Annotated in this window: 19 protein-coding genes; 9 read left to right on the top strand and 10 right to left on the bottom strand. The window is 71.2% G+C overall.

Translation table 11 applies throughout. The annotated features are described in order from the left end of the window. Positions 1–130 precede the first annotated feature (130 nt). The 3 genes from AC3ETA_RS18210 to AC3ETA_RS18200 all read right to left on the bottom strand — a co-directional run bounded on the left by AC3ETA_RS18210 (position 131) and on the right by AC3ETA_RS18200 (position 4,414). Positions 131–2,266 carry a putative bifunctional diguanylate cyclase/phosphodiesterase gene (locus tag AC3ETA_RS18210; RefSeq protein WP_432193947.1) on the bottom strand — a complete coding sequence of 712 codons (2,136 nt, stop codon included), beginning with the start codon at positions 2,264–2,266 and terminating at the stop codon, positions 131–133. Continuing rightward, positions 2,263–3,075: an SAM-dependent methyltransferase gene (locus AC3ETA_RS18205; RefSeq protein WP_432193946.1), complete on the bottom strand. Its 813-nt coding sequence runs from the start codon at positions 3,073–3,075 to the stop codon at positions 2,263–2,265. Before AC3ETA_RS18205 ends, AC3ETA_RS18210 begins: the two co-directional genes overlap by 4 nt. A 370-nt stretch (positions 3,076–3,445) precedes the next feature. Then, positions 3,446–4,414, bottom strand: coding sequence for an SCO0930 family lipoprotein (locus AC3ETA_RS18200; RefSeq protein ID WP_432193945.1), 969 nt, complete (start codon positions 4,412–4,414; stop codon positions 3,446–3,448). 318 nt (positions 4,415–4,732) lie between these two features. On the opposite strand from AC3ETA_RS18200, the gene AC3ETA_RS18195 reads away from it, so the two are divergent. The 3 genes from AC3ETA_RS18195 (at position 4,733) to AC3ETA_RS18185 (ending at position 6,903) form a co-directional block, all read left to right on the top strand. Beyond that, positions 4,733–5,365, top strand: a complete 633-nt coding sequence (locus AC3ETA_RS18195) for a hypothetical protein (protein WP_432193944.1) — start codon at positions 4,733–4,735, stop codon at positions 5,363–5,365. Between the two features lie 15 nt (positions 5,366–5,380). Continuing rightward, the gene (locus AC3ETA_RS18190; RefSeq protein ID WP_432193943.1) at positions 5,381–6,145 is read left to right on the top strand and encodes a bestrophin-like domain; all 765 of its coding nucleotides are present in this window, start codon (positions 5,381–5,383) and stop codon (positions 6,143–6,145) included. A gap of 236 nt (positions 6,146–6,381) precedes the next feature. Continuing rightward, positions 6,382–6,903: a hypothetical protein gene (locus AC3ETA_RS18185; protein WP_432193942.1), complete on the top strand. Its 522-nt coding sequence runs from the start codon at positions 6,382–6,384 to the stop codon at positions 6,901–6,903. 143 nt (positions 6,904–7,046) lie between these two features. Here the strand turns inward: AC3ETA_RS18185 and AC3ETA_RS18180 are convergent, their stop codons facing one another. Beyond that, positions 7,047–7,547, bottom strand: coding sequence for a hypothetical protein (locus AC3ETA_RS18180; protein WP_432193941.1), 501 nt, complete (start codon positions 7,545–7,547; stop codon positions 7,047–7,049). Positions 7,548–7,879: 332 nt separating this feature from the next. On the opposite strand from AC3ETA_RS18180, the gene AC3ETA_RS18175 reads away from it, so the two are divergent. Continuing rightward, positions 7,880–8,542, top strand: a complete 663-nt coding sequence (locus AC3ETA_RS18175) for a class F sortase (protein WP_432193940.1) — start codon at positions 7,880–7,882, stop codon at positions 8,540–8,542. 28 nt (positions 8,543–8,570) lie between these two features. Here AC3ETA_RS18175 and AC3ETA_RS18170 read toward each other — a convergent pair whose 3' ends face one another. Both AC3ETA_RS18170 and lysX read right to left on the bottom strand, forming a co-directional pair. Then, the gene (locus AC3ETA_RS18170; protein ID WP_432193939.1) at positions 8,571–9,434 is read right to left on the bottom strand and encodes a polysaccharide deacetylase family protein; all 864 of its coding nucleotides are present in this window, start codon (positions 9,432–9,434) and stop codon (positions 8,571–8,573) included. Between the two features lie 107 nt (positions 9,435–9,541). Beyond that, on the bottom strand, positions 9,542–12,820 hold the full coding sequence (gene lysX / locus AC3ETA_RS18165; protein ID WP_432193938.1) for a bifunctional lysylphosphatidylglycerol synthetase/lysine--tRNA ligase LysX: 3,279 nt from the start codon (positions 12,818–12,820) through the stop codon (positions 9,542–9,544). Positions 12,821–12,907: 87 nt separating this feature from the next. Here lysX and AC3ETA_RS18160 point away from each other — a divergent pair, with 87 nt between their 5' ends. Next, a complete protein-coding gene (locus tag AC3ETA_RS18160; protein WP_432193937.1) occupies positions 12,908–13,369 on the top strand; it encodes a universal stress protein in 462 nt (153 codons plus the stop codon). Between the two features lie 30 nt (positions 13,370–13,399). Here the strand turns inward: AC3ETA_RS18160 and AC3ETA_RS18155 are convergent, their stop codons facing one another. Continuing rightward, entirely contained in the window at positions 13,400–14,215 is an 816-nt protein-coding gene (locus AC3ETA_RS18155) for an alpha/beta fold hydrolase (RefSeq protein WP_432194060.1), read from the bottom strand. A 66-nt stretch (positions 14,216–14,281) separates the two neighbouring features. Between AC3ETA_RS18155 and AC3ETA_RS18150 the strand changes: the two genes are divergently transcribed. Beyond that, positions 14,282–14,755, top strand: coding sequence for a MarR family winged helix-turn-helix transcriptional regulator (locus tag AC3ETA_RS18150; RefSeq protein ID WP_432193936.1), 474 nt, complete (start codon positions 14,282–14,284; stop codon positions 14,753–14,755). A 1-nt stretch (position 14,756) separates the two neighbouring features. Here AC3ETA_RS18150 and AC3ETA_RS18145 read toward each other — a convergent pair whose 3' ends face one another. Then, positions 14,757–15,902, bottom strand: a complete 1,146-nt coding sequence (locus AC3ETA_RS18145; protein WP_432193935.1) for a CapA family protein — start codon at positions 15,900–15,902, stop codon at positions 14,757–14,759. A 213-nt stretch (positions 15,903–16,115) separates the two neighbouring features. Between AC3ETA_RS18145 and AC3ETA_RS18140 the strand changes: the two genes are divergently transcribed. From AC3ETA_RS18140 to AC3ETA_RS18130, 3 genes are all read left to right on the top strand, one after another. Beyond that, a complete protein-coding gene (locus AC3ETA_RS18140; RefSeq protein ID WP_432193934.1) occupies positions 16,116–16,661 on the top strand; it encodes a sigma-70 family RNA polymerase sigma factor in 546 nt (181 codons plus the stop codon). Positions 16,662–16,807: 146 nt separating this feature from the next. Next, entirely contained in the window at positions 16,808–17,323 is a 516-nt protein-coding gene (locus AC3ETA_RS18135) for a hypothetical protein (protein WP_432193933.1), read from the top strand. 151 nt (positions 17,324–17,474) lie between these two features. Further along, positions 17,475–18,128 (top strand): anti-sigma factor family protein, encoded by a 654-nt coding sequence (locus tag AC3ETA_RS18130; protein ID WP_432193932.1) that lies wholly within the window; start codon positions 17,475–17,477, stop codon positions 18,126–18,128. Positions 18,129–18,150: 22 nt separating this feature from the next. On the opposite strand, the gene AC3ETA_RS18125 is transcribed toward AC3ETA_RS18130, so the two are convergent. Next, positions 18,151–19,014: an Fpg/Nei family DNA glycosylase gene (locus tag AC3ETA_RS18125; RefSeq protein WP_432193931.1), complete on the bottom strand. Its 864-nt coding sequence runs from the start codon at positions 19,012–19,014 to the stop codon at positions 18,151–18,153. Positions 19,015–19,054: 40 nt separating this feature from the next. Beyond that, positions 19,055–21,130: a SpoIIE family protein phosphatase gene (locus AC3ETA_RS18120; RefSeq protein WP_432193930.1), complete on the bottom strand. Its 2,076-nt coding sequence runs from the start codon at positions 21,128–21,130 to the stop codon at positions 19,055–19,057. Between the last annotated feature and the right edge of the window lie 183 nt (positions 21,131–21,313).

The raw sequence follows: 21,313 nt of genomic DNA, 5'->3' as shown, positions 1-21,313 counted from the left end.
GGGCCCTGCCTTTCCGCTCACCGACCGGGCGTGCCGCACCGCCGTCGATGCTTCTCACGCTATACGACCGGCGGGAAGCCGCACGGGGCGGGGAGCCGCTCGCTCCGCACCCCGCACGGCTGCCGGTGCCTCAGCCGGTCGCGTCCACCAGTGCCAGTTCGTGCAGGCGCTCCGGCGGGCCGGGGCGGGCGTAGTACCAGCCCTGGGCCGTGTCGCAGCCCAGTATCCGCAGCTGCTCGGCCTGGGCGCCGGTCTCCACGCCCTCCACCGTCACCGCGAGGTTCAGGCTGTGCGCCAGGGAGACGATGCCCTCGACGATCTTGAGGTCGACGGGGTCGGCGGGGAAGCGCTGCATGCTCTGGGTGAAGGAGCGGTCCAGCTTGAGGATGCTGACCGGCAGCCGGCGCAGGTTGGCGAGGTTGGAGTAGCCGGTGCCGAAGTCGTCCAGGGCGATGTCCACGCCCATGCCGGCCAGCCGCCGCAGGGGCTTGAGCAGGGCGTCGTCGGCGCCGATGAGGGCCGACTCGGTGACCTCCAGGCAGAGCGCGTCGGGTGCCATGCCCGCGCGCTCCAGGATGTCGACGGTGTCCTGGACGAGTCCGGGGTGGGTGAGCTGGCACGGCGAGAGGTTGACGTTGATGCGGAACGGCCCGGCGTCGTCGTGGCGTTCCCGCCACGCGCGGGCCTGGCGCACCGACTGCTCCAGGACCCAGCGGCCGAGCGGCACGATGAGTCCGGTGTGCTCGGCGAGCGGGATGAACCGGTCCGGGCCGAGGACGCCGTGCTGCGGATGCAGCCAGCGCACCAGGGCCTCGGCGCCGCGCACGCTGCCGTCGCCGAGGTGGACCAGCGGCTGGTACTCGATGAAGAACTCGCCCCGGTCCAGGGCCGTCGGCAGCGCCGTGGTCAGTCCGTGCCGGGTGATGGCGCGGGCGTCGGCCTCCTCGTCGGCCAGCTCGAAGCGGTTGCCGCCCGCCGACTTGGCCCGGTACATCGTGATGTCGGCGCTGCGCAGCACCTCGGCCGGGCTGCGTTCGCCCGCCGGGCCCTCGACGATGCCGATGCTGCCGCGCACGGTCAGCTCGCGGCCGTCGACGCTGATCGGGGCGACCAGTACGTTCATGATCCGGGCGGCGAGCTCGTCGACCTCGCGCTCGGTGTCGGGGCCGGTGGTCAGCGCCACGAACTCGTCGCCGCCGAGGCGCGCGACCATCTCGCCGGGCGCGGTCGCGCAGGACTGGAGGCGGTCGGCGACCTCGACGAGCAGCCGGTCGCCGGCCGCGTGGCCGAGGCTGTCGTTGACGGTCTTGAAGCCGTCCAGGTCGAGGTAGCAGAGCCCGAACCGCTGACCCTTGCCGGCGCCCAGTGCCTTCTCCAGGCGTTCGAAGAAGAAGGTGCGGTTGGGCAGTCCCGTGAGCGCGTCGTGGGTGGCCTCGTAGCGCAGCCGCAGATTGAGCAGCCGGCGCTCGGTGGTGTCCTCCATCAGGGCCAGCTGGTACTGGGGTTCGCCGTCGGCGTCGCGCAGCAGGGAGACCGTGAGGTTGGTCCACAGGACCGTGCCGTCGGGGCGGTAGAAGGCCTTTTCGACGTGGTAGTGCTCGCGCTCGCCGCGGACGAGCTCGTCGTAGAGCTTCCAGGTCTGCGGCGCGTCCTCGGGGTGCGTCCACTCCTTGACGTTGCGGCTGCGCATGGCCTGCTCGGAGACGCCGAACATGCGCAGCAGGGCGCCGTTGACCTGCAGCATGTTGCCCGCCAGGTCGGCGATGCCGATTCCTATGGCCGCGCCCTCGAACACCGCGCGGAAGCGGGCCTCGGTGTCGTGCAGCGCCTGGGCGACCACGCCCTGCGCCTTGAGGGCGGCAGCGGAGATCGCCTCCTGCTCGGCGAGGGTCCGCTCGCGCAGCGCCTGGGCGAACCCGGCGGCCATGGCGTGCTGGAGCCGTCCGGAGCGGGCCCGCAGGTCCTCCTGGTCACCGCCGTCGCCGCAGTACAGCACGAGGTAGGCGTCGACGCAGTCCAGTGAGCGGCTCAGCGCCTCGGGGTCGGTGCAGTGCGAGGCGATCAGCGCGGCGCCGACCGCCCTGCCCTCGTCCGCGTCGAACGCCCTGGCTCTGAGTGCCTCGCTCAACCGCCGGGCGAGCGGCAGCAGTTGTTCCTCGAACTCCGGCCGGGTCGACGACGTCGAGGTCACCGGGAAGACCGCCCGGCTCCAGATCGTCGCGAACCGGCGCAGTCTGTCCTCCGGCCCGTCCGGCCCCGCGCTCACGCGGTACGCCCCACGCCGGCGAACCCGGAGAAGGCCCACGGATCCTCGTCGTCCGGTGTGGTGTCGGGCCGCCAGCGCGGCATCGGCACCAGTCCGGGTTCCACCATGTCGTACCCCTCGAAGAACCGCGTGATCTCGTCGCGCGAACGCATGATCAGCGGGTTGCGAATGTCCTTGTAGACGTCGACCGTGCCCTTGGCCCGCTCCTCGGGCAGCGGGATCCCCTCGTAGGAGGCATGCGTGAGCACCAGCATGCTGCCGGGCGCGAGCGCGTCGCGCAGCTCGGCCACCGCCTCGTACGGCTCGTCCTCGTCCTCCACGAAGTGCAGTATGGCAACGAGCAGCAGCGCCACTGGCCGGTTCAGGTCGATCAGCCGCTCCACCTCGGAACTGGACAGGATCTCCTGGGGCTTGCGCAGGTCCGCGGCGACAATGTCCGCGTCGTCGTTGCCCGCCAGGACCGCCTGGCTGTGCGCGACGGCGACCGGGTCGTGGTCGACGTACACCACACGTGCGCCGGGACGTTCCGCCTGGGCCACCTCGTGGACATTGCCGAACGTCGGGATGCCGGAGCCGATGTCCAGGAACTGGGTGATGCCCTCGTCGAGGGCGAAGCGCACCGCGCGGCGCATGAACGCCCGGTTGGCCTGCATGATCTTGGGGAGGCCCGGCATGAAGTCCATGGCCTTGCGGGCCGCTTCCCGGTCGACCTCGAAATTGTGCGAACCGCCCAGATAGTAGTCGTAGATCCGCGAGACGCTGGGCACCGAGATGTCGATGCTCCGGGGAGCCCAGGCGGGACGCTCCATCTATCTCTCCAAGGCGTAGGCGATCCGGTGTTCGAGCTGAGGCTACTGATCGCCCGCCAAAGGAGCGAGCGGAAACGGAAATTGACCATCCGTTCCCGGTCACTGCCAGCGGCACGTGCCGAATTGACGCCCCTCGCACCCTCTACGAAAAGTATCCGAAGCATTCCACAGAGTTCCGAACCATGGCGAAAGAAGGCGAAGAACCCCGGTGAATGCAGGCAAACCGGCCCGCCCCCTGCGCGTGGAGCTCAGGGGGCGGACCGGTGAGTCGGCGCGCCGGCCGTTCGTCCGGCACTCTCGCGTCCTCGTGACTCCCTTCCATGGACCTTCTCGACCGGGTGGGGCGATCAACCCTGGGGAGGTGTGATCCTCACTGTCCCGGCGCGCCGACCGGCTTGCCGTCCGGGCGGATGGCGAACCAGGTGCCGCCGACGCCCTGACCGTTGGTGTCGCCGGGCTTCTTGTCCCCGGCGAAGGTGTAGATCGGAACGCAGTCGATGGTCTGCTGCTTGATGCCGTCGGGCCGGTCGAAGACCACGTAGCCCTGGCCCCGGGGACCGGAGCCCTTGAGGTCGATGCCCTCGGTGTCCTCGGCGTCGACCGGCGCGATGACCGGCCACTTCTCCAGGCACTCGCCGGTGCACGCCGTCTTCATCGGCCAGGGCGAGTCCTTCATGAAGCGGTAGACCGTGTGACCGTTCTTGTCGATCACGATCTCGCCGAGCTTGGAGTCCTTGCGCGTGGACAGGCCGGGCAGGTCGGCGTCCTCGCCCTGTGCCTTCTTGCCGGTGGGGGCGAGCGCGTACCAAGTGCCGCCCACACCCTGTCCGTTGACGTCACCGGCCTTGGTGTCCTTGGCGTAGCGGTAGGCGGGCCAGCCGTCGATCGTCAGCTGCTTGGTGCCGTCGGTGCGGGTGACCGAGCCGAGCTTGTTCTTGTCGATGCCCACGCCGGCCGTGGCGTCGTCCGCGGGGACCGGCGGCCACTTGGTCGCGCAGTCGCCGTCACAGTTCGACTTGGGCGGCTCGGCGACGTCCTTGTCGAAGCGGTAGAGGGTCATTCCGTCGCTGTCGGTCAGCAACTCGCCGAGTTCCGCGTCGGTGGCCACGGCGAGTTCACCCGCCGAGGCGGCCTGGGTGCCGGTGCCCTCCTGGCCCGCCGCGCCCGCGTCATAGCCGGATCCCAGGCCGGTGCCGCTTCCGGAGTCACCGGCCGCGGCCGTGGCACCCACGTTCTGGCTGCTCGCCGGCGGGGCGGTTTCCGAGCCGCATGCCGTCGTCAGCGCCGCCACCGCCACGGCGCTCACCACGAGCGAGGCGCTCCGCCACGAGGTCTTCATCTTCAACTCCCCATACTCACAAGGGTGTTGCAGCGCCCTGCTGCGCCGCCGCACGACAAGAGGTACGCACGAAAGCCACTCTCGTGTTCAACCGGCGCACGAATTTCTTTACGGAACCTGTGACGGCGCCCTCGTCACAGCTGTGAACAACCGCGTCACCGCGGTGCCGAGGCACGCCTCCCGTCGCACGCGTGTGCGCCCCGGCGGTCACGTCCACGCCCCCTGATCGAACCTTTCGAGGGGCGCACGTCGCCCGTTCGGGGCATCCCACCCGCTCTCCGGCACGTCGGTGCGCGCAGTGGCCTCAAGATCTTCGTCGTGCATGCACTCGAACCGACCCAATCCACCCTCACCACAAGGGTGTTGACGGTGGTCACGCTGACCTGGCTCCTGGTGTCGGCACCGTCCGGGGCGGCCGTGGCCACGTCCTGCGCGTACGTCGGCACGGGGCCGGACGGCGCACAGGTCGTCGCGGTCACCGAGACCGGGCCGGACGGCGCGCGGGCGGTCGCGGTGGCCGGCCCCGACACCTGGCCCACTCCCCCGCAGTGCCCGACACCGACCCCGACACCCAGCCCCACGCCGACGCCGACGCCCTCGCCGCCACCGCCGCCGAAGACGACACCGGCACCCAAACCCACGCCCACCCCGCCGCCGAAGCCCACGCCCACCCCGAAACCGAAACCGAAGCCGCCGCCTCCGCCCCCGGCGAAGCCGGCTCCGCAGCCCGCGCCGCCCCGCGCGCGGCCGGCTCCCCGACCGACGCCCGCTCCGACGCCGAAGCCGTCGGCCAAGCCCGCCCCCACTCCGTCCGCGACCCCGGTGCGCTATCCGCCGTACCGCGCCACCCCGCACAAGCGGGCCGTGCACCGCGCCCAGTCGCCCCTCACCTTCGTCCTGCTCATCGCGGTGCCCGCCATCGCCGCCGTCGCCGCGCTCCGACCGCGCTGACCCTGGAGGCCCCTCTTGCCGGAATGGCTTGTTCTCACCCTCGCGATGCTCGCCGCCTGCTGCGTGGTGGTCGTCATCACCCTCGTCCGGCACCGCACGGCCCCGGACGACGAGGATCCCTCCGAGACCCCGGACGTCATCGAGTACATGACGATGTGGATCGGCGTGGTGTACGCCATCGTGCTGGGCCTGGCCATCGCCGGGGTGTGGGAGGCCCGCAGCGCCGCCCAGGACCACGTCCAGGCGGAGGCCGTGGCGCTGCACGAGGTCTCCGAGCGGGTCCGGGTGTATCCGGCCGATGTACGCGACCGTATTCGGGACGATGTCAACGCCTATGTCGGACACGTCGTCACCAAGGAGTGGAAGCACATGACGGAGCACGGCGCGGTCACCGACCGCGGCACCGAGCTTCTGCGGCGCATCCGCGAGGACGTCACCGACTACCGACCCGGGTCGGACTTCGAGGCGCAGGCGTACCAGCCGCTCCTCGACCAGGTCACCGCCGCCGACCAGGCGCGCCAGTCCCGCGCGAACTCCACCGGCGACACCATGCCGGGCGTGGTCTGGTTCGGGCTGCTGGCCGGTGGTGTCGTCACCATCGGGATGGTGTTCGCCCTCCAGATCCGGCGCACGGCCCGTGAGCTGATCCTCGCCGGGCTGTTCTCCGCACTGATCGCCTTCCTGCTCTTCCTCATCTGGGACTTCGACGATCCCTACAGCCGCGGTGTGACGGCGTCGACGGAGCCGTTCCTCGCACTGTTCCCGAACTCCATGCGCTGACCGGCCCGCACGGGGGGGGGACGGCGGCGACCAGCGGCACCCGATGTGAAGCCGCCACACCGCCGCCGTCACCCGCTCGCGGACACGCCGTCCCCTGAGCGGCCCACAGGAATGCCCCATTCGTACGACACCGATCGCGCGGCCGTGCGCACGTTCCTAGCGTTTCGCTCACCGAGGTGCATTTCTGGCGCAAGCGGAAAAGGTCCGCGACTGCTCCTCGGGGACCGGAGGACACCATGCGTGCGATACGCGTCGCTTCTGCCGCGCTGCTCGGGGTCAGCGCCCTCGCCGTGACCGCTCCCGCCGCGCAGGCGCAGAGCGACAACTCCGGCTTCTGGGCCACCGTCCGGCCCACCACCGTCATGCCCGGCGAACACGTCCGGCTGCGCGCGACGGGCTGCGAGCAGAGCGTGACCGTCTCCTCCGGGGTCTTCGACACGGTCACCATCCCCCGGGGGCGGACGACGGCCTGGGCCAGGGTGGACCGGGACGCCCGACGGGGCGCCGTCTACGAAGTGTCCTTCTACTGCGGCACCTTCTGGCAGAGCGTCGACCTCACCATCGCCGGCGGCAGACCCGACCGACCCGACCGGCCCGATCGCACCGAGCACCCGGAGCACGGGGTTCGTGCGGGCGAGGGCGGCACCTTCGCCGGGCTGGACCTGAAGGAGATCGGCCTGGGCGCCGCGCTCATCACGGCCGCGCTCGGCACCGCGTACCACCTCTCCCGGCGCCGCACCGACGAGGACGGCTCCTGACGCCGGCACCCACGCACTCAGACCTTCGCCCCGGATCCCATGGTGGGGATCCGGGGCGAAGGTCTGAGCTCGTGCGACCTGTCTCCTGCGGTGGACCGTCCTGGGCGGACGGCTGACCTCGAGCGTTCCGGACGGACAGCGGATCAGATCCGCTTCTCCGCCCGGCGCCGCATCCAGAACACCGCGCCGCCGACGACCGCCACGGCGATCAGCCCGCCGCCGATGGCCATGTCGGTGGGCGTCGCGCCCGTGGAGGTGCTGCCGCCGAGACCGCCGCGGACGCCGCCGATGACGGTGAAGGCGTTGGGGCGGGTCAGGGGCCGGCCGGCGCCGGTGCAGTGCACGGTAATGCTGTGGGCACCCGGCCGCGCGTTCCTGTCGATCGTCGCGGTGCCCTTGGCCGTGCTGCCACCGACGGGTGACAGGGTCGTGGGCTTGAACGCGTCCGAGGTCGCGGTGCCGCCTCGGTGACAGCCGTCGACGGTGATGGTCAGCTGTCCGCCGCGAGCGATGACGCTGGGCAGGGCGACGATGTTGCTGGGGCCGACAGGCGGCATGCCGTCGCGTGCCGCGGCCACCGGGGCGGCCAGACCGAGGGCGGCGACCGCGGTGGCGGCGGCCGCCAGGGTACGAGTGCTTCGCATGTGATCCTCCGCGGAAGACGCCCCGGGAACCGTCCCCGGTATCGATCGGCGAGAAAGCGCCTCCCAGAAAGACCCTCAGTTGCCCTGCCCGGCGCCGCATTTCGGCGATGGTCCGTCCTGGTGAGGGGACACGCCGGGGGACGACCCCGCAATCGGAATTGCCGCAGGTCACGGACCGTCAGAATTTTCCGGCCCCTGGCAACTCGGATGGCGCACCGAAGGAGTTCGCACCACCCGTTCGTATCTGCCCCGTCGCCGGTTTCGCCTGCGGGACCTAGCGTTTCCGTATGCGCGAATGACGTGGCGACGGCCGCGTCGAGAGGGGAAGTCGAATGTCCGGTTTCGAGGTGGCCGAAGAGGAGGACCGGCGGAGGAAGCGTGCTCCCTGGGGCGTGATAGCGCTGGTGCTGCTGACCGGTCTCGCGCTCGTCCGCAACGGTTCCGGCGAGTTCGACGTGGGCCCGCCGCAGCCCGCCTCGGCGGCCGCGGCGGACCGGCAGCTGCCGGACCGCGTGCTGGACCGGGCCGCTCAGCCGCTGTCCTTCGCCCTGCCGGACCGGGTGCGGATCCCCGCGATCAACGTCGACGCGCCTACGATCCCGGTCGGCCTGGACCCGGACGGCTGGGTCGGCGCGCCCCCGCCGGAGGACCCCAATCTGTCGGGCTGGTTCACCGGCTCGGTCTCCCCCGGCGAGAAGGGCACCGCGGTGGTCGTCGGTCACGTCGACAATTTGCAGGGGCCCGCCGTTTTCTACGGCCTGGGCTCACTCGCGAAGGGAAATCGCGTCGAGGTCCTGCGCAAGGACGGAAAGACGGCCGTATTCGAGATCTACGGCGTCGAGGTGTTCCAGAAGGACGACTTCCCCGGAGACCGGGTCTACGCGTCCAAGGGAACCGCAGAATTGCGGGTCATCACCTGTGGCGGCGGTTTCTCCAAGCAGACCGGTTACGACGGGAACGTCGTCGTTTTCGCCAGCCTGGTCGAGGTCCGCTGAGCGTTCCCCGACCGGGCGGCGCAAGCCGTCACGCGTAGTGCCGTTCCGGGACGGTGACGTGGTACCCGGAGTCCAGCAGTCGCGGCAGATAGAAGCGCAGGGCGCTCACGCTCTGCGAGCGGTCGCCCCCGGCGTCGTGGGAGAGCACCACGACGCCGGGGGCGGCGCCGTTCTCGACCCGGTCGACGATCCTGCGGGTGCCGGGGGTGGTCCAGTCCAGGGTGTCGACGGTCCAGGCCAGCGGGTCCATGCCCAGTTCGGCGCCGAGTTGGAAGGCGGCGCGGTTCCACGCGCCGTAGGGGGCGCGGAACCAGACGGGTCGTTCGCCGCAGGAGTCCTCGACGACGTCGCTGGTGCGCTCCATCTCCCTGCGGATCGCGCGGCGGCTGAGCCGGGTGAGCAGCGGGTGGGACCAGGTGTGGTTGCCGACCACATGGCCCTCGTCGGCCATCCTGGCGACCAGGTCCGGGTTCTCGGCGACCATCTCGCCGCACACGAAGAACATCGCGCGGACGTCGTACTCGCGCAGGGTGTCCAGGATGTGCGGCGTGTAGCGGGCGTCGGGGCCGTCGTCGAAGGTCAGCACCATGCGGCGGCCCCGCCCGGAGACCTGGAGCATGGGCGCGTGGCGGACGAGGGTGCGGCGCGGGGCGGCCTTGGGCGGGCCGAATCCCGTGAGCGGCTGGAGGCGGTACGAGGAGGGCTTGAGCGCGGAGCGCGCCTGCGGGCCCGCGGCCGGGGTGGGGACCGGGGCGGCGGCGCGCCGGACCGGCTCGTCGCCCGCGAACGTCGTGAACAGCCCGGCGGTGCCGGCGGCTCCGACGGCGGCGGCGCCGGCGAGCAGCGCGCGGCGTCGGGTGAGCAGACGCGGGGGCAGCTGATCCTTCGTCATGACTCATGGGTCGCCCGGTGAGAGACCGACGCACCAGTACGACACCGGAACGGCCGCGCGAGAGCACCCGCACGGACCCGTTTCCCCTCGGCCGCCCGGGGCACCGCTCAGCGGCGGCGGACCAGCGGGAACGGCAGGGTCTCCCGGATCGTCAGGCCGGTGAGGAACATGACGAGCCGGTCGACGCCGACGCCGAGCCCGCCGGTGGGCGGCATGGCGTACTCGAGGGCGTCGAGGAAGTCCTCGTCGAGTTCCATGGCCTCGGGGTCTCCCCCGGCGGCGAGCAGGGACTGGGCGGTGAGACGGCGGCGCTGTTCGACGGGGTCGGTGAGCTCGGAGTAGGCGGTGCCCAGTTCGGTGCCGAAGGCGACGAGGTCCCAGCGCTCGGCGAGCCGCGGGTCCCCCCGGTGCTGCCTGGTGAGCGGGGAGACGTCGGTGGGGAAGTCCTTGTAGAAGGTGGGCAGGTGGGTCTTCTCCTCGACCAGGCGCTCGTACATCTCCAGGACCACGTCGCCGTGGCCGTCGTCGGCGACGTACGGCACGCCGACGCGGTCGCAGTGGCGGTGCAGTCTGAGCAGCTCGGTGCCGGGGTCGATCTCCTCGCCCAGCACCTCCGAGATCGCGCCGTACACCGTCTTGACGGGCCACTGCCCGGAGATGTCGTACTCCTTGCCGTCCTTGTGGGCGACCGGCGTTCCGAAGGCGGCGCGTGCGCAGCCCTGGATCAGCTCGCGGACCAGGTCGAGCATGACGTCGTAGTCGGCGTACGCCTGGTAGGCCTCCAGGATCGTGAACTCGGGGTTGTGCTTGTAGTCGACGCCCTCGTTGCGGAAGGTGCGGCCCATCTCGAAGACCTTCTCCACGCCGCCGACGCACAGCCGCTTGAGGTAGAGCTCGGGGGCGATGCGCAGGTAGAGGTCGAGGTCGTAGGCGTTGATGTGGGTGGTGAAGGGGCGGGCGTTGGCGCCGCCGTGGATCTGCTGGAGCACCGGGGTCTCGACCTCCAGGTAGCCGCGCTCCAGCAGGCCCTGGCGCAGGGCCTGGACGGCGGTGGAGCGGGCGCGGACCACGTCACGGGCGGCGGGGCTGGAGACCAGGTCGAGGTAGCGCATGCGGACCTTGGCCTCGGGGTCGACGAGGCCGCGGCGTTTGTCGGGCAGCGGGCGCAGGCACTTGCCGATCAGCTGCCAGGCGGTGACGAAGACGGTGGGTTCGCCCTTGTCGCTGGTGCCGGCCAGGCCGGTGGCGCTGATGAGGTCGCCGATGTCGGTGGCGGCGGTGAAGCGGTCGAGGGCGGCGCCGGAGTCCTTGCGGGTGAGGGCGAGTTGGTGGTCGCCGGACCAGTCGCGCAGCACGGCGAAGACGAGGCCGCCGAAGTCGCGGACCAGCATGACCCGCCCCGCGACGGTGACCTGTTCGCCCGTGCGGACCTCGGCGAGGGCGTGGGTGCGGGCCGGGATGCCGACGGGGTAGGGGTCGACGCCCTCGGTGCGCAGCCGGTCCAGGGTGCGGTGCCGGATGCGGACCTGTTCGGGCAGGCCCGCATCCGGCCCGGCCGCCCCGGCCTCGTCCCCTCCTTCGAGGCCGAGTGCCGCCAGCGAGGGCAGTCCCTCGGTGGTCGCGGGGCGGGGCCCGTTCCTCGGGTGCCCCTTTCTGCGGAGTTTGTGCAGCGACGGTACGGAGACGAAGCCTTCGGCGATGGCGGACGCCGTGCCGATGCGGGCGAGGGAGGCTGCTTCGCCGTAGCAGATGAAGCGGGGGTACCACTCCGGCTGGTACTTCGCGTTGGAGCGGTAGAGGGCCTCCAGCTGCCACCACTTGGAGAAGAACAGCAGCAGACGCCGCCACAGCCGCAGCACGGGCCCGGCGCCGATACGGGCGCCCTCCTCGAAGACGGAGCGGAAGACGGCGAAGTTCAGGGAGATCCTGCGGATACCGAGCTTGGGCGCCGCGTCGCACAGTTCGGCGACCATGAACTCCATGACGCCGTTGGGGGCTCCGCGGTCACGGCGCATCAGGTCCAGGGAGACTCCTTCGCGGCCCCAGGGCACGAAGGACAGCAGGGCGAGCAGTTCGCCGTCCCCGCCGAGGGCCTCCAGGAGGAGACAGTCGCCGTCGGCGGGGTCGCCGAGGCGGTCCAGGGCCATGGAGAAGCCGCGTTCGGTCTCGGTGTCGCGCCAGGCGTCGGCCTTGCGGATCACCTCCTCCATCTCCGCCTCGCCGAGGGTGGAGTGGCGGCGGATACGGCAGTGGGCGCCGGTGCGGCGGACGCGGTGGACGGCCTGCCGGGTGACCCGCATGTCGCGGCCGTCGAGGTCGAAGTCCTGCGGCCGCAGGATCGCCTCGTCGCCGAGCTGGAGGGCGCCGAGTCCGGCGCGGGCGTAGGCGGTGGCGCCGTCCTCGGACGCGCCCATCGCGGCGGGCGCCCAGGCGTGCCGGCGGGCCGCGGCCAGCCAGACGGCGATGGCGTGCGGCCATGCCTCCCGGTCGCCGACCGGGTCGCCGCTGGCGAGGCACACGCCGGCCTCGACGCGGTAGGTGACGGCGGCCTTGCCGCTGGGTGAGAAGACGACGGCCTTGTCTCGCCGGGTGGCGAAGTAGCCGAGGGAGTCCTTGTCGCCGTAGGCCTTCAGGAGGGCGCGGATGCGGGCCTCCTCGTCGTCGTGCAGGGCGGCCTCCATGCGCTGCGAGCGGAACAGCGTGGCGGCGGCGTTGAGGAGGGCGAGCGCGCCGAACAGGCCGAGCAGGAAGTACAGGGGGCGCGGCGGCCGCCCGTCGTAGGTGGTGCCGGAGACGAGACCGCCGCAGACCCGGTCGGCGGCCCAGGCCGGCCGCTGGCTCTGCGGCAGCGTGCCGGGGAACAGTTCGACGAGGCCCCAGCCGGCCAGGATGCCGATGACGAGTCCCACGAGCAGGACACCGAGGGCTCTTCGTACGGCCGCTTTGCGCGAGGCGGCGTAGAACTCCCCGCGGGCAACGATCAGCAGGGCGAGCGCGAGGCCGCACACGACGAGGGAGGGGACGGAGTCGGAGTAGTCGCCGACGACCGTGCCGAGGATGTCGGTGAGGACGAGCAGGCCCAGATAGACGACGACCAGCCACCAGGCGATCTTCTTGCGGGCGGCCGTCGCGGCGGCGAGCAGGAAGAGGAAGACGGCGTAGGCGAGGTTGGCGCTGACGGGGACGATGATCTGGTCGAGGGTGCGCACGACGGGGCGCAGCGCGACCCGGAGCGGCGGGATGAGGGCGAGCAGGGCGCAGAGCAGTCCGAGGGTGCCGAAGAAGGTCGCGAAACCTTCCGGCACCCTGCTCGTCCAGCCGTGTCCGGGCGGCCGTGCCGGGCCCGTGACGTCCTTGTCCCGCGCGGCCTCCGCGGTGGCACTCATGTTCCGACTGTAGGAAGCCCCGCGCCTCCTCGCCCGTCGAGCGTCCCGGCCGGCGGCGGGACCTGGGGCTTCCGATAGCCTCCTGCCGTGACGGAACAGCACTCGCACCGGTTCGAGCGGGGCACGGACGGGCCCAAGGTCATCGTGGTCGGCGTGGACGGCTCCGACTCGTCGTTGCGCGCGGCGGCGTACGCCGGTGGCCTGGCCCGACGGCAGAACGCTCTGCTCGCCGTCGTGTACGTGCAGCCGGTGGTGACGGCGGGCGCGGCGCTCGGGGCGCCGGTCGCGGAGACGACCAACGAGATCGCCGAGTCCCTGATCTCCTACATCCGGGAGGCCACGGAGCGGCTCAAGGGGATATTCGACGTCCGCTGGGAGTTCCACACCTTCCAGGGCGACCCCTACAACGGGCTGGTGAAGGCGGCGGACGACCTCAAGGCGGACGCCGTGGTGGTGGGCGCCTCGGAGCAGGCCGGGCACCGGATCGTGGGTTCCGTCGCGATCCGGCTGGTGAAGGCGGGGCGCTGGCCGGTGACGGTGGTGCCGTAGCGGCCCCGGCCCACCGGGCGGCGCCGTACCTCAGAGGGTCCGCAGGAAGTCGAGCACGATCTCGTTGAAGATCTCCGGCTTCTCCAGGTTGGGGTAGTGGCCGACGCCGTCGACGACCTCGGTGCGGCCGTCGTGGACGGTGCCGGCGAGGCGCTCGGCCGCGGCGAGCATGTCGGCGGGCTCCAGAGCGCCGTTGAGGGCGAGCAGCGGGACGGTGATCTCCGCCGCGCGGGCGAAGGTGTCCGGCACGGGCACGAACCAGTCCTTCTCACCGGGTGTGTGCTTGGCGAGCGTGCCACGGGCCATGTCCCGGATCAGCCGCAGGCTGCCTTGGTCGACGTCGGCGGCGGTGCGCTCCGGGCCGGGCAGGACCTGTACGAAGGCGTCGAGCCAGCCGTCGAGGTCGGCGGTTTCCAGAGCGCGGGCCATCTCGGTCTGGAGGCCGCGGGTCCAGTCGTCCGTGTACTGGAACTCCCCGGTCGCGGCACCGCAGGTGACGACGGCGCGGACGAGCTCGGGGTACTCCAGCACGGTGTTGGTGGCGATCAGGCCGCCCATGGACAGACCGACGAGGACCGCGGGGCCCGCGTCGAGGTGGCGCAGCAGGGCGGCGATGTCGTCGGCCCAGCGGAAGGGCCTGCTCGCGTTGGCGGAGGAGCCGTGGCCGCGTACGTCCGGGGCGATGACGCGGTGGCCGGCGGCGAGGGCCGGTATCTGGGCGTGCCAGACGCGGTGGTCGACGTATCCGGAGTGGAGGAGGACCACGAGGTCCCCGGAGCCGGTGTCGAGGTAGGCGAGGTCGCCGTCGGCTGAGGCGAAGGTGCGCAGGTCCGAAGCTTTCGTCACTGTCATCATGACAACCAAGGTGTCATTCTTCGAGTGATTTGGCAACCCAGGTGTCATGATGGCCCGGTGAACGACTCCGGCAAGCCCCTCTCCCCCGACGATCTCGGCCACCGGGTCAGCGAGGTCTTCGATCTGATCGGCGCGCTCTACCGGCGCGGCCTGCGCAAGCTCGAACAGGGCGAGGAGGTCGAGGGCGCGTCCGTCGGCGTGCGCTCCGTGCTGGTGCTGCTGCACAGATACGGACCCATGACGGTGCCTCAGATGGGCCGCCTCATGACGCTGACCCGGCAGTTCGTGCAGCGCATGGTCAACGACGCGCTGGCCAGGGGCTGGGCCGAGACCACGCCCAACCCCGCGCACCAGCGGTCCTCGCTGATCCGCATCACGGACGAGGGCGAGGCCGTCATCACCGCGATCCTCGCGCGCGAGCACGCCCTGAACCGGCAGGTCGGCGGCGAGCTGACCGAGGCCGAGCTCCAGGCGTGCGTGCGCGTGCTGAAGGAGATGCTGAAGACCTTCGACCACGTCGAGGCGGACTGACCTACTCCCCCATCGTCAGCCCGTCGTCCCCCGCGCCCCGGCTGAGCACGACCTCGCGGATCCGGTCCCGCACGCCGCTCAGTTCGGCGCCCTTGGCGATGGCCTGGTTGAGGTTGAGCACCCGCCCGGCGTCGATGTCGAACAGTTGCGGCACGAACTCGGCCTTCGACACCTCCCAGCGCCCACCGGCCTTCGTCGGCGGATCGAAGCGGAACCGGGCGAGGGTGGACTGGTTGCCGCGCGGGTCCTGCACGCCCTGCGAGTTGTACATCGCGCCGGCGACCTGATCACCCATGCCGTAGACCACCCAGGTGCCGTTCACCTTCTCGTACGCCTGCGGGACATGGGCGTGGGTGCCGAGGATCAGGTCGATGTCGGGGCGGTCGCCGGTGCGGGCCGCGGTGAGCTCACGGGCCAGGCTCAGCTGGTCCTCGTCGGGCGCGTCCTGCCATTCGGTACCCCAGTGCATCGACACGACCACCACATCGGCACCACCCTTCCGGGCGGCCCGCGCGTCCGCGACGATCTTCCCCCGGTCGATCAGATTGACCGCCCAGGGCTGCCCCGGCGGGAGCGGGAAGTCGTTGACGCCATAGGTGTACGCGAGGTGCGCGACCTTCGCGCGGCCCGCGCGCATGACGGTCACGCTGCGCGCCTCGCCCGAGGTGCGGGCCGTGCCGGCATGCCGCACCTTCGCCTGATCGAGCGCGTTCAGCGTACGCAGGATGCCGGCGGCGCCGTCGTCGAGGCTGTGGTTGGAGGCCGTCGAGCAGCCGTCGTAGCCGGCGGAGGCGATGCCCCGGGCCACCTCCGGCGGGGACTTGAAGAGGGGATAGCCGGTGTACTCGCCGTTCTCGCCGTAGACGGTCTCCATATGACACAGCGCCAGATCGGCGCGGGAGACCACGGATCGCACACCGGCGAACATCGGGCGGAAGTCGTACCCCTTGCCGCCCGCGTCGAAGCGGGCACGATCGATGACCGGGGTGTGCGGGAGGACGTCCCCGGAGGCGACGAGGGTGAAGCCGCGGGTGCCGGCGGAGGGTGCCGGACGTCCTGCGACCTCGCGGTTGTGGGCCTGGCAGGCGGCACCTGCGACAAGCACGGCCGTGACAGCGATGGCCACAAGCCGACTGCGTGCGATCATCAGCTCACCCCTTGTGGTCGTATATACGCACCAAAATAGGTACGAAATAGAGCACGCTCGCAAACAATCCGGCCGCTTCCATTAGGCCGTCCGGCCCGACCCGGCTTGCGGAAGGGACCGTTCACCGAACCGTTCGCCGACGCGATCGACCGTCCGCCGCAGATCCGTGTGAGCGCCCTGTCCCCGAACTGCCGCCTGCGATGCCATACGGCCATGACGGCCGGAACCACCTTCACGAACGGGACGACCGCCGAGCACGAGCTCGCCGCACTGCAGCGGGAGCACGGCCGGCCCCTCTTCGCGCTCCTGCTCCGGCTCTGTGACGGCGACCGACAGCGCGCCGAGGATCTCGTGCAGGAGACGCTGGTGCGCGCCTGGCAGCATCCCGAGGCCCTGCGCGCCGACGACTTCGACTCGGTGCGGCCCTGGCTGCTGACCGTCGGGCGACGCCTGGCGATCGACGCGCGGCGGGCCCGGCAGGCACGGCCGCCGGAGGTCGGCGACGCGATCCTGGAGAACGCGCGCGTGATCTCCGACCACGCCGAGCGGGCCGCCGAGATGCTCGACGTCCGCGAGGCTGTGAAGACACTCACTCCCGAGCACCGTGAAGTCCTGGTGCTCGTGTACTTCCAAGAGGCGAGTGTTGCGGAGGCCGCGGAAACCCTTGGTATTCCGCCCGGTACGGTGAAGTCCCGCGCGTACTACGCGCTACGCGCCCTGCGTCGGGTGCTTCCCGGATACGCGGCCGACCTGCGGTGAAACCGAAGGCTTGGTCAAACCTCCGTAAAGCGCCTTGCTGAACACCCCGGTTGAGTAATCGGCTGTCCTCATCCGTGTTCCGGATTGGGCAAGGGCCCAGAGCCCCGGGGTAGGGCGACGCACTCACCGGAGGAAGGCAGGAAGGGATGCTGCACAGAGGTCAGGAGAGCACGGACGGCACCGGTGGCGGTGAACTCACCGTCCCCATGGCGTGGTTGTACGCCGAGTACATCGCCGACGAGCTGCTGCGCACCGGCGATCTGATGCCGCCGACGTCCTTCGAGTTCCGCGCCGGGCGTGACGCCCTGGCGCTGACGATCTTCCTGTCCGACACCGACGGCGAGCTGTCCGGCATCCGGGTGGTGACCCAGCTGGAGACCTGGCTGTCGCTGACGGCCTACGACCAGCCGTGGCAGGACTGGGTGAGCGAGCGCATGGCGGGCCTCGCGGCCGAGGCGACCGACTCCGGGGGGCCCGCGCCCGACCTGGAACTCGCCGAGGCGGCCTGGCGCTGGCTCGAGGAGACCGAACTGCTCGCGCCCGATCTGAACGCCGTGCCGGGCGGCGGTGCGCCGGTCGGGGAGGACGAGGGACCGAAGGTGTGGACGCCGGCGTGGCAGCTCGGACTGCCGCTCGGGCACCTCGCCATCCACCTTTTTTGAGTTCTTTTCTCCTCGGACCAATCCTCGACGCCGACCGCTCCGAATCCCTTGGTTGCGATTCTCCAAGTGGCTTGAGTGATTCGACTGTCTGGTGCGTACCAGTGGGCGCAAGGAGTAACACACCCCACACCCAACGGCACGAGGATTCGGCATGAGGTCCCTGGAGAGGCATCGCGACGTCGCCGCGTACGCGCTCGGCGTGCTGAACGAGGCGGAGGCGTTCCGCTTCGAGGACCACCTCATGGAGTGCCCCCGCTGTGCGGCACACGTGACCGAGTTCGGGCCCATCACCCGCCAGTTGATGCTGTACCGGCGCTCCACGCCCCAGTTCGTGCACCCCATGGCCAAGCCGGGCCCGCAGATGCTGAACCGGCTGCTCGAAGCGGTGGCGGTGCGCCACCGCGCCCGGCGCCGGCGCACCCTGTACGCCGTGGCCGCCTCCGTGGTGATCGCCCTCGCCGCCCCCGGCGTCGCGATCATGGCCGGCGGCGACGACAGATCCGTACAGGTGGTCGAGGCGACCGACGAGCGGTCAGGGGTGTGGGCACAGGTCACGACCGAGAACGAGATGTACGGCAGCCAGGTGGAGCTGAAGGTGAAGGACGGCGCGGGTCCGCGCCCCTGCCATCTGATCGCCATCGGCCGGGACGGCTCGGAGGAGACCGTGACCAGCTGGTCGGCGGCCCATCACGACGCCCGTGAGAACACCATGATGGGCGCGTCGGCGATGCACAGCGACGAGATCATGCGCTACGAGGTGCGCACGTCCGACGGCGAGCACCTGGTCACGCTCAACCCACGGTAGCCCTCCCCCACCGGGATACCGGCTACTTGAGCAGCCGCGACATCCTCCGGTCCGCCAGCGGCTTCCCGCCCGTCTGGCAGGTCGGGCAGTACTGGAGCGAGGAGTCGCTGAAGGAGACCTCGCGGATGGTGTCGCCGCAGACCGGGCAGGGCTCGCCGGTGCGGCCGTGGACGCGCAGGCCGCTCTTCTTCTCGGCCTTGAGACGGCCGGCCGCCAGCCCCCGCGAGCGCTCGACCGCCTCGGTGAGGGTCGTCCGCAGGGCCTCGTACAGCCGCGCCGTCTCCTGCGGGGTCAGCGTCGCCGCCAGCTTGAACGGGGACATCCTGGCCGCGTGCAGGATCTCGTCGCTGTAGGCGTTCCCGACCCCGGCGAGGAGGCTCTGGTCGCGCAGGGCGCCCTTGATCCGGCGGCGCTCGTCCTTCAGCAGTGCCGCGAACCGTCTCTCGTCGAAGTCGTCGGCCAGCGGGTCGGGGCCCAGCCGGGCCACGCCCGGGACCTCCTGCGGGTCCTGCACGACGTACACCGCGAGGCGCTTCTGCGTGCCGGCCTCCGTCAGGTCGAAGCCGGCACCGGTCTCCAGGGCGACGCGCAGCGCCAGCGGGCCCTTGCCGGGGCGGGGCATGCCGCTCGGGAGCCGGTCCTTCCACTGGAGCCAGCCCGCGCGGGCCAGGTGGGTCACCAGATGCGGGCCGTCGGCCGTCGCCAGGTCCAGGAACTTGCCGTACCGGCGCACGGCGGTGACCTCGTGGCCCTCGACGGAGGTGACGGGCGGGTCGTACGTCTTGAGGACACTGATCGCGACGGGCAGCACCCGCACGATCTCGTGCCCTACCAGGTTCTCGGTCAGGAAGTCCTTGAGCGCTTCCACCTCGGGGAGTTCCGGCATACGTCCAGAGTGCCATCCGGCACCGACAGCGCCAGGTGCCTCAGGGCCGCTCCGGCAGCACGAACTCGCACCACACCGCCTTGCCGCCGCCCCGCGCCTCCACGCCCCACACGTCCGTGAGCAGGTCGACCAGGAGCAGCCCGCGGCCGGAGACGCCCGACTCCCCCGCCTCGCGGCGGCGCGGCAGGGCGCTGGAGGAGTCCTCGACCTCGACGCGCAGCCGGCGTTCGGAGCCGGCGAGGACCCGCAGGGTCACCACGGCCGAGCCCTCGGTGTGCATCAGGGCGTTGGTGATGAGCTCGTCGGCGACCAGTTCGATCTCGTCCGTCCGCTCCGCGGCGCCCCAGGCGCGCACCGCGGCGCGGATCATGTGCCGGGCCGCGGTGAGGGCCTCGGGGTCACCGGGTGCGACGTGCTGCTGGAGCCGGCCGCCGGGCTGGGGGGCGTCCAGGACGCGGCGACGCAGCAGGAGCAGAGCCACGTCGTCGTCGCCACCGCGTTCCTCGGCCACGTCGATGAGGCGGTCCGCGAGATCGCGAACGTCCTTCGGGCCGGTGGCGATGAGCGCGGTGAGGGTCTGCATGCCGTCGTCCAGGTCGGTGCCGGGCTGTTCGACGAGGCCGTCGGTGCACAGCAGCAGGGTGTGGTCGGCGTCCAGCTCGATCGTGCCGACCGGGTATTCGAGCTGCCCGAACTCCGCGGACAGGCCGAGCGGCAGCCCGCCCTCGACGGAGACCCGGCGGCAGGCGCCGCCGGGCTCACGTACCAGGGGGTCGATATGGCCGGCCCGCACCACCTGCACGACACCGGTGGACAGGTCCGCCTCGGCGTACAGGCAGGTCGCGAAGCGGTCGGTGTCCAGCTCGTGCAGGAACACCGAGGCGCGGGCCATCACCGTGGCCGGGGTGTGTCCCTCGGCGGCGTAGGCACGCAGGACGATGCGCAGCTGGCCCATCACGGCGGCGGCGTGGGTGTCGTGCCCCTGGACGTCGCCGATGACGGCGCCGACCCGGCCGCCCGGCAGCGGGATCAGGTCGTACCAGTCGCCGCCGATGTCCCGGCCGAGGGAGGCGGAGCGGTAGCGCACGGCGACGTCGGCGCCGGGCACGCTGGGGATGGTGCGCGGCAGCATGGCCTGCTGCAGGCCGGAGGCGAGGTCCTTCTCCTGCTCGTAGAACATGGCCCGCTGCAGACTCTGCGCGATGCTGCTGCCGAGGGCGACGAGGACGTTGCGCTCGTCGGTGGTGAAGCCACGCCGGTCGTTGTAGAGCAGGCCGATGGCGCCGATGGGCCGGGCCTGGGCGATCAGCGGCATGTACGCGGCGGACGTGATGTGCAGGTCGGTGATGTGCGGCCAGAGGATCGGGTAGCTGTCCTCGAACTCCTCCGGCGACTCGATGAACCGCGGGCTGAGGGTCCGTACGACCTCGCTCATCGGGTACTGCTCGTCTATTCGGGTGATGAGGGTGCCGGGCACGAAGCTGCCGGAGGGGCCCTCGGCGACCAGCCGGATGCGGCCCGCCTCGACCAGGCCCATGACGAGGCTGGTGGCGCCGAGGTGGGTGAGGCCGTGGGTGTCCTTGAGGACGTCGATCACGTCCTGGATGGTGCGGGCGTGAGCGAGTGCGGCCGTGGTGAGCTGGACGACGCTGGTCTGCTGGCGCCGGGCCTCGTCGTCGGCGGCCTGCTCGCGCCGCTGCTCGATCTCGGCGAGTTCTTCGGTGGCCTCGCGGACGATGCCGACGATGCGGCGCGGGCGGCCCGTCTCGTCGCGGCGGATGTAGCCCTGGGTGTGGGTCCAGCGCATGGTGCCGTCGCGGCAGCGGATGCGGAAGTAGGTGCCGTAGTTCTCGCTGCCGTCCTTCATCGCCCGGGAGACCAGGCCGTCCAGCCGGTAGCCCTCCGGCGGCGGCACCCGGACCGCCAGGGTCGCCGGATTGCCGTCGTATTCGTCGGGGCGCAGGTCGAAGACCTCGTGGGCCTGGGCGTCCATGTGGAAGACGCCGTTGTCCAGGTCCCAGTCGAAGGTGCCCATGTGGTTGAGCGCCAGGATCGGGTCCGGGTGGGCGGGCCAGTCGTCCGGGAGTGACAGGGCGCTCGCTCCCCGATCAACCATGGGCCCACCTTGCCAGGGTTTGCCGGATTCTTCGACTGGGGCGACGGAACCGCCCTCGCTCATCGTGCCGGTCCGTTCCCGGCGGCGGCCAGTGCCCGTTCCTCAATCTCGGTGGAGATTGAACCTGATCCGGCGGCCCGGTGTGCTCATGGGCATCGTGCCGGACACAGCTTCTTGATCCGA

Source organism: Streptomyces sp. bgisy027, from assembly GCF_057710365.1.
Note: the sequence above shows the minus strand (reverse complement) of the source record. Positions and strands in the feature narration are given on the sequence as shown.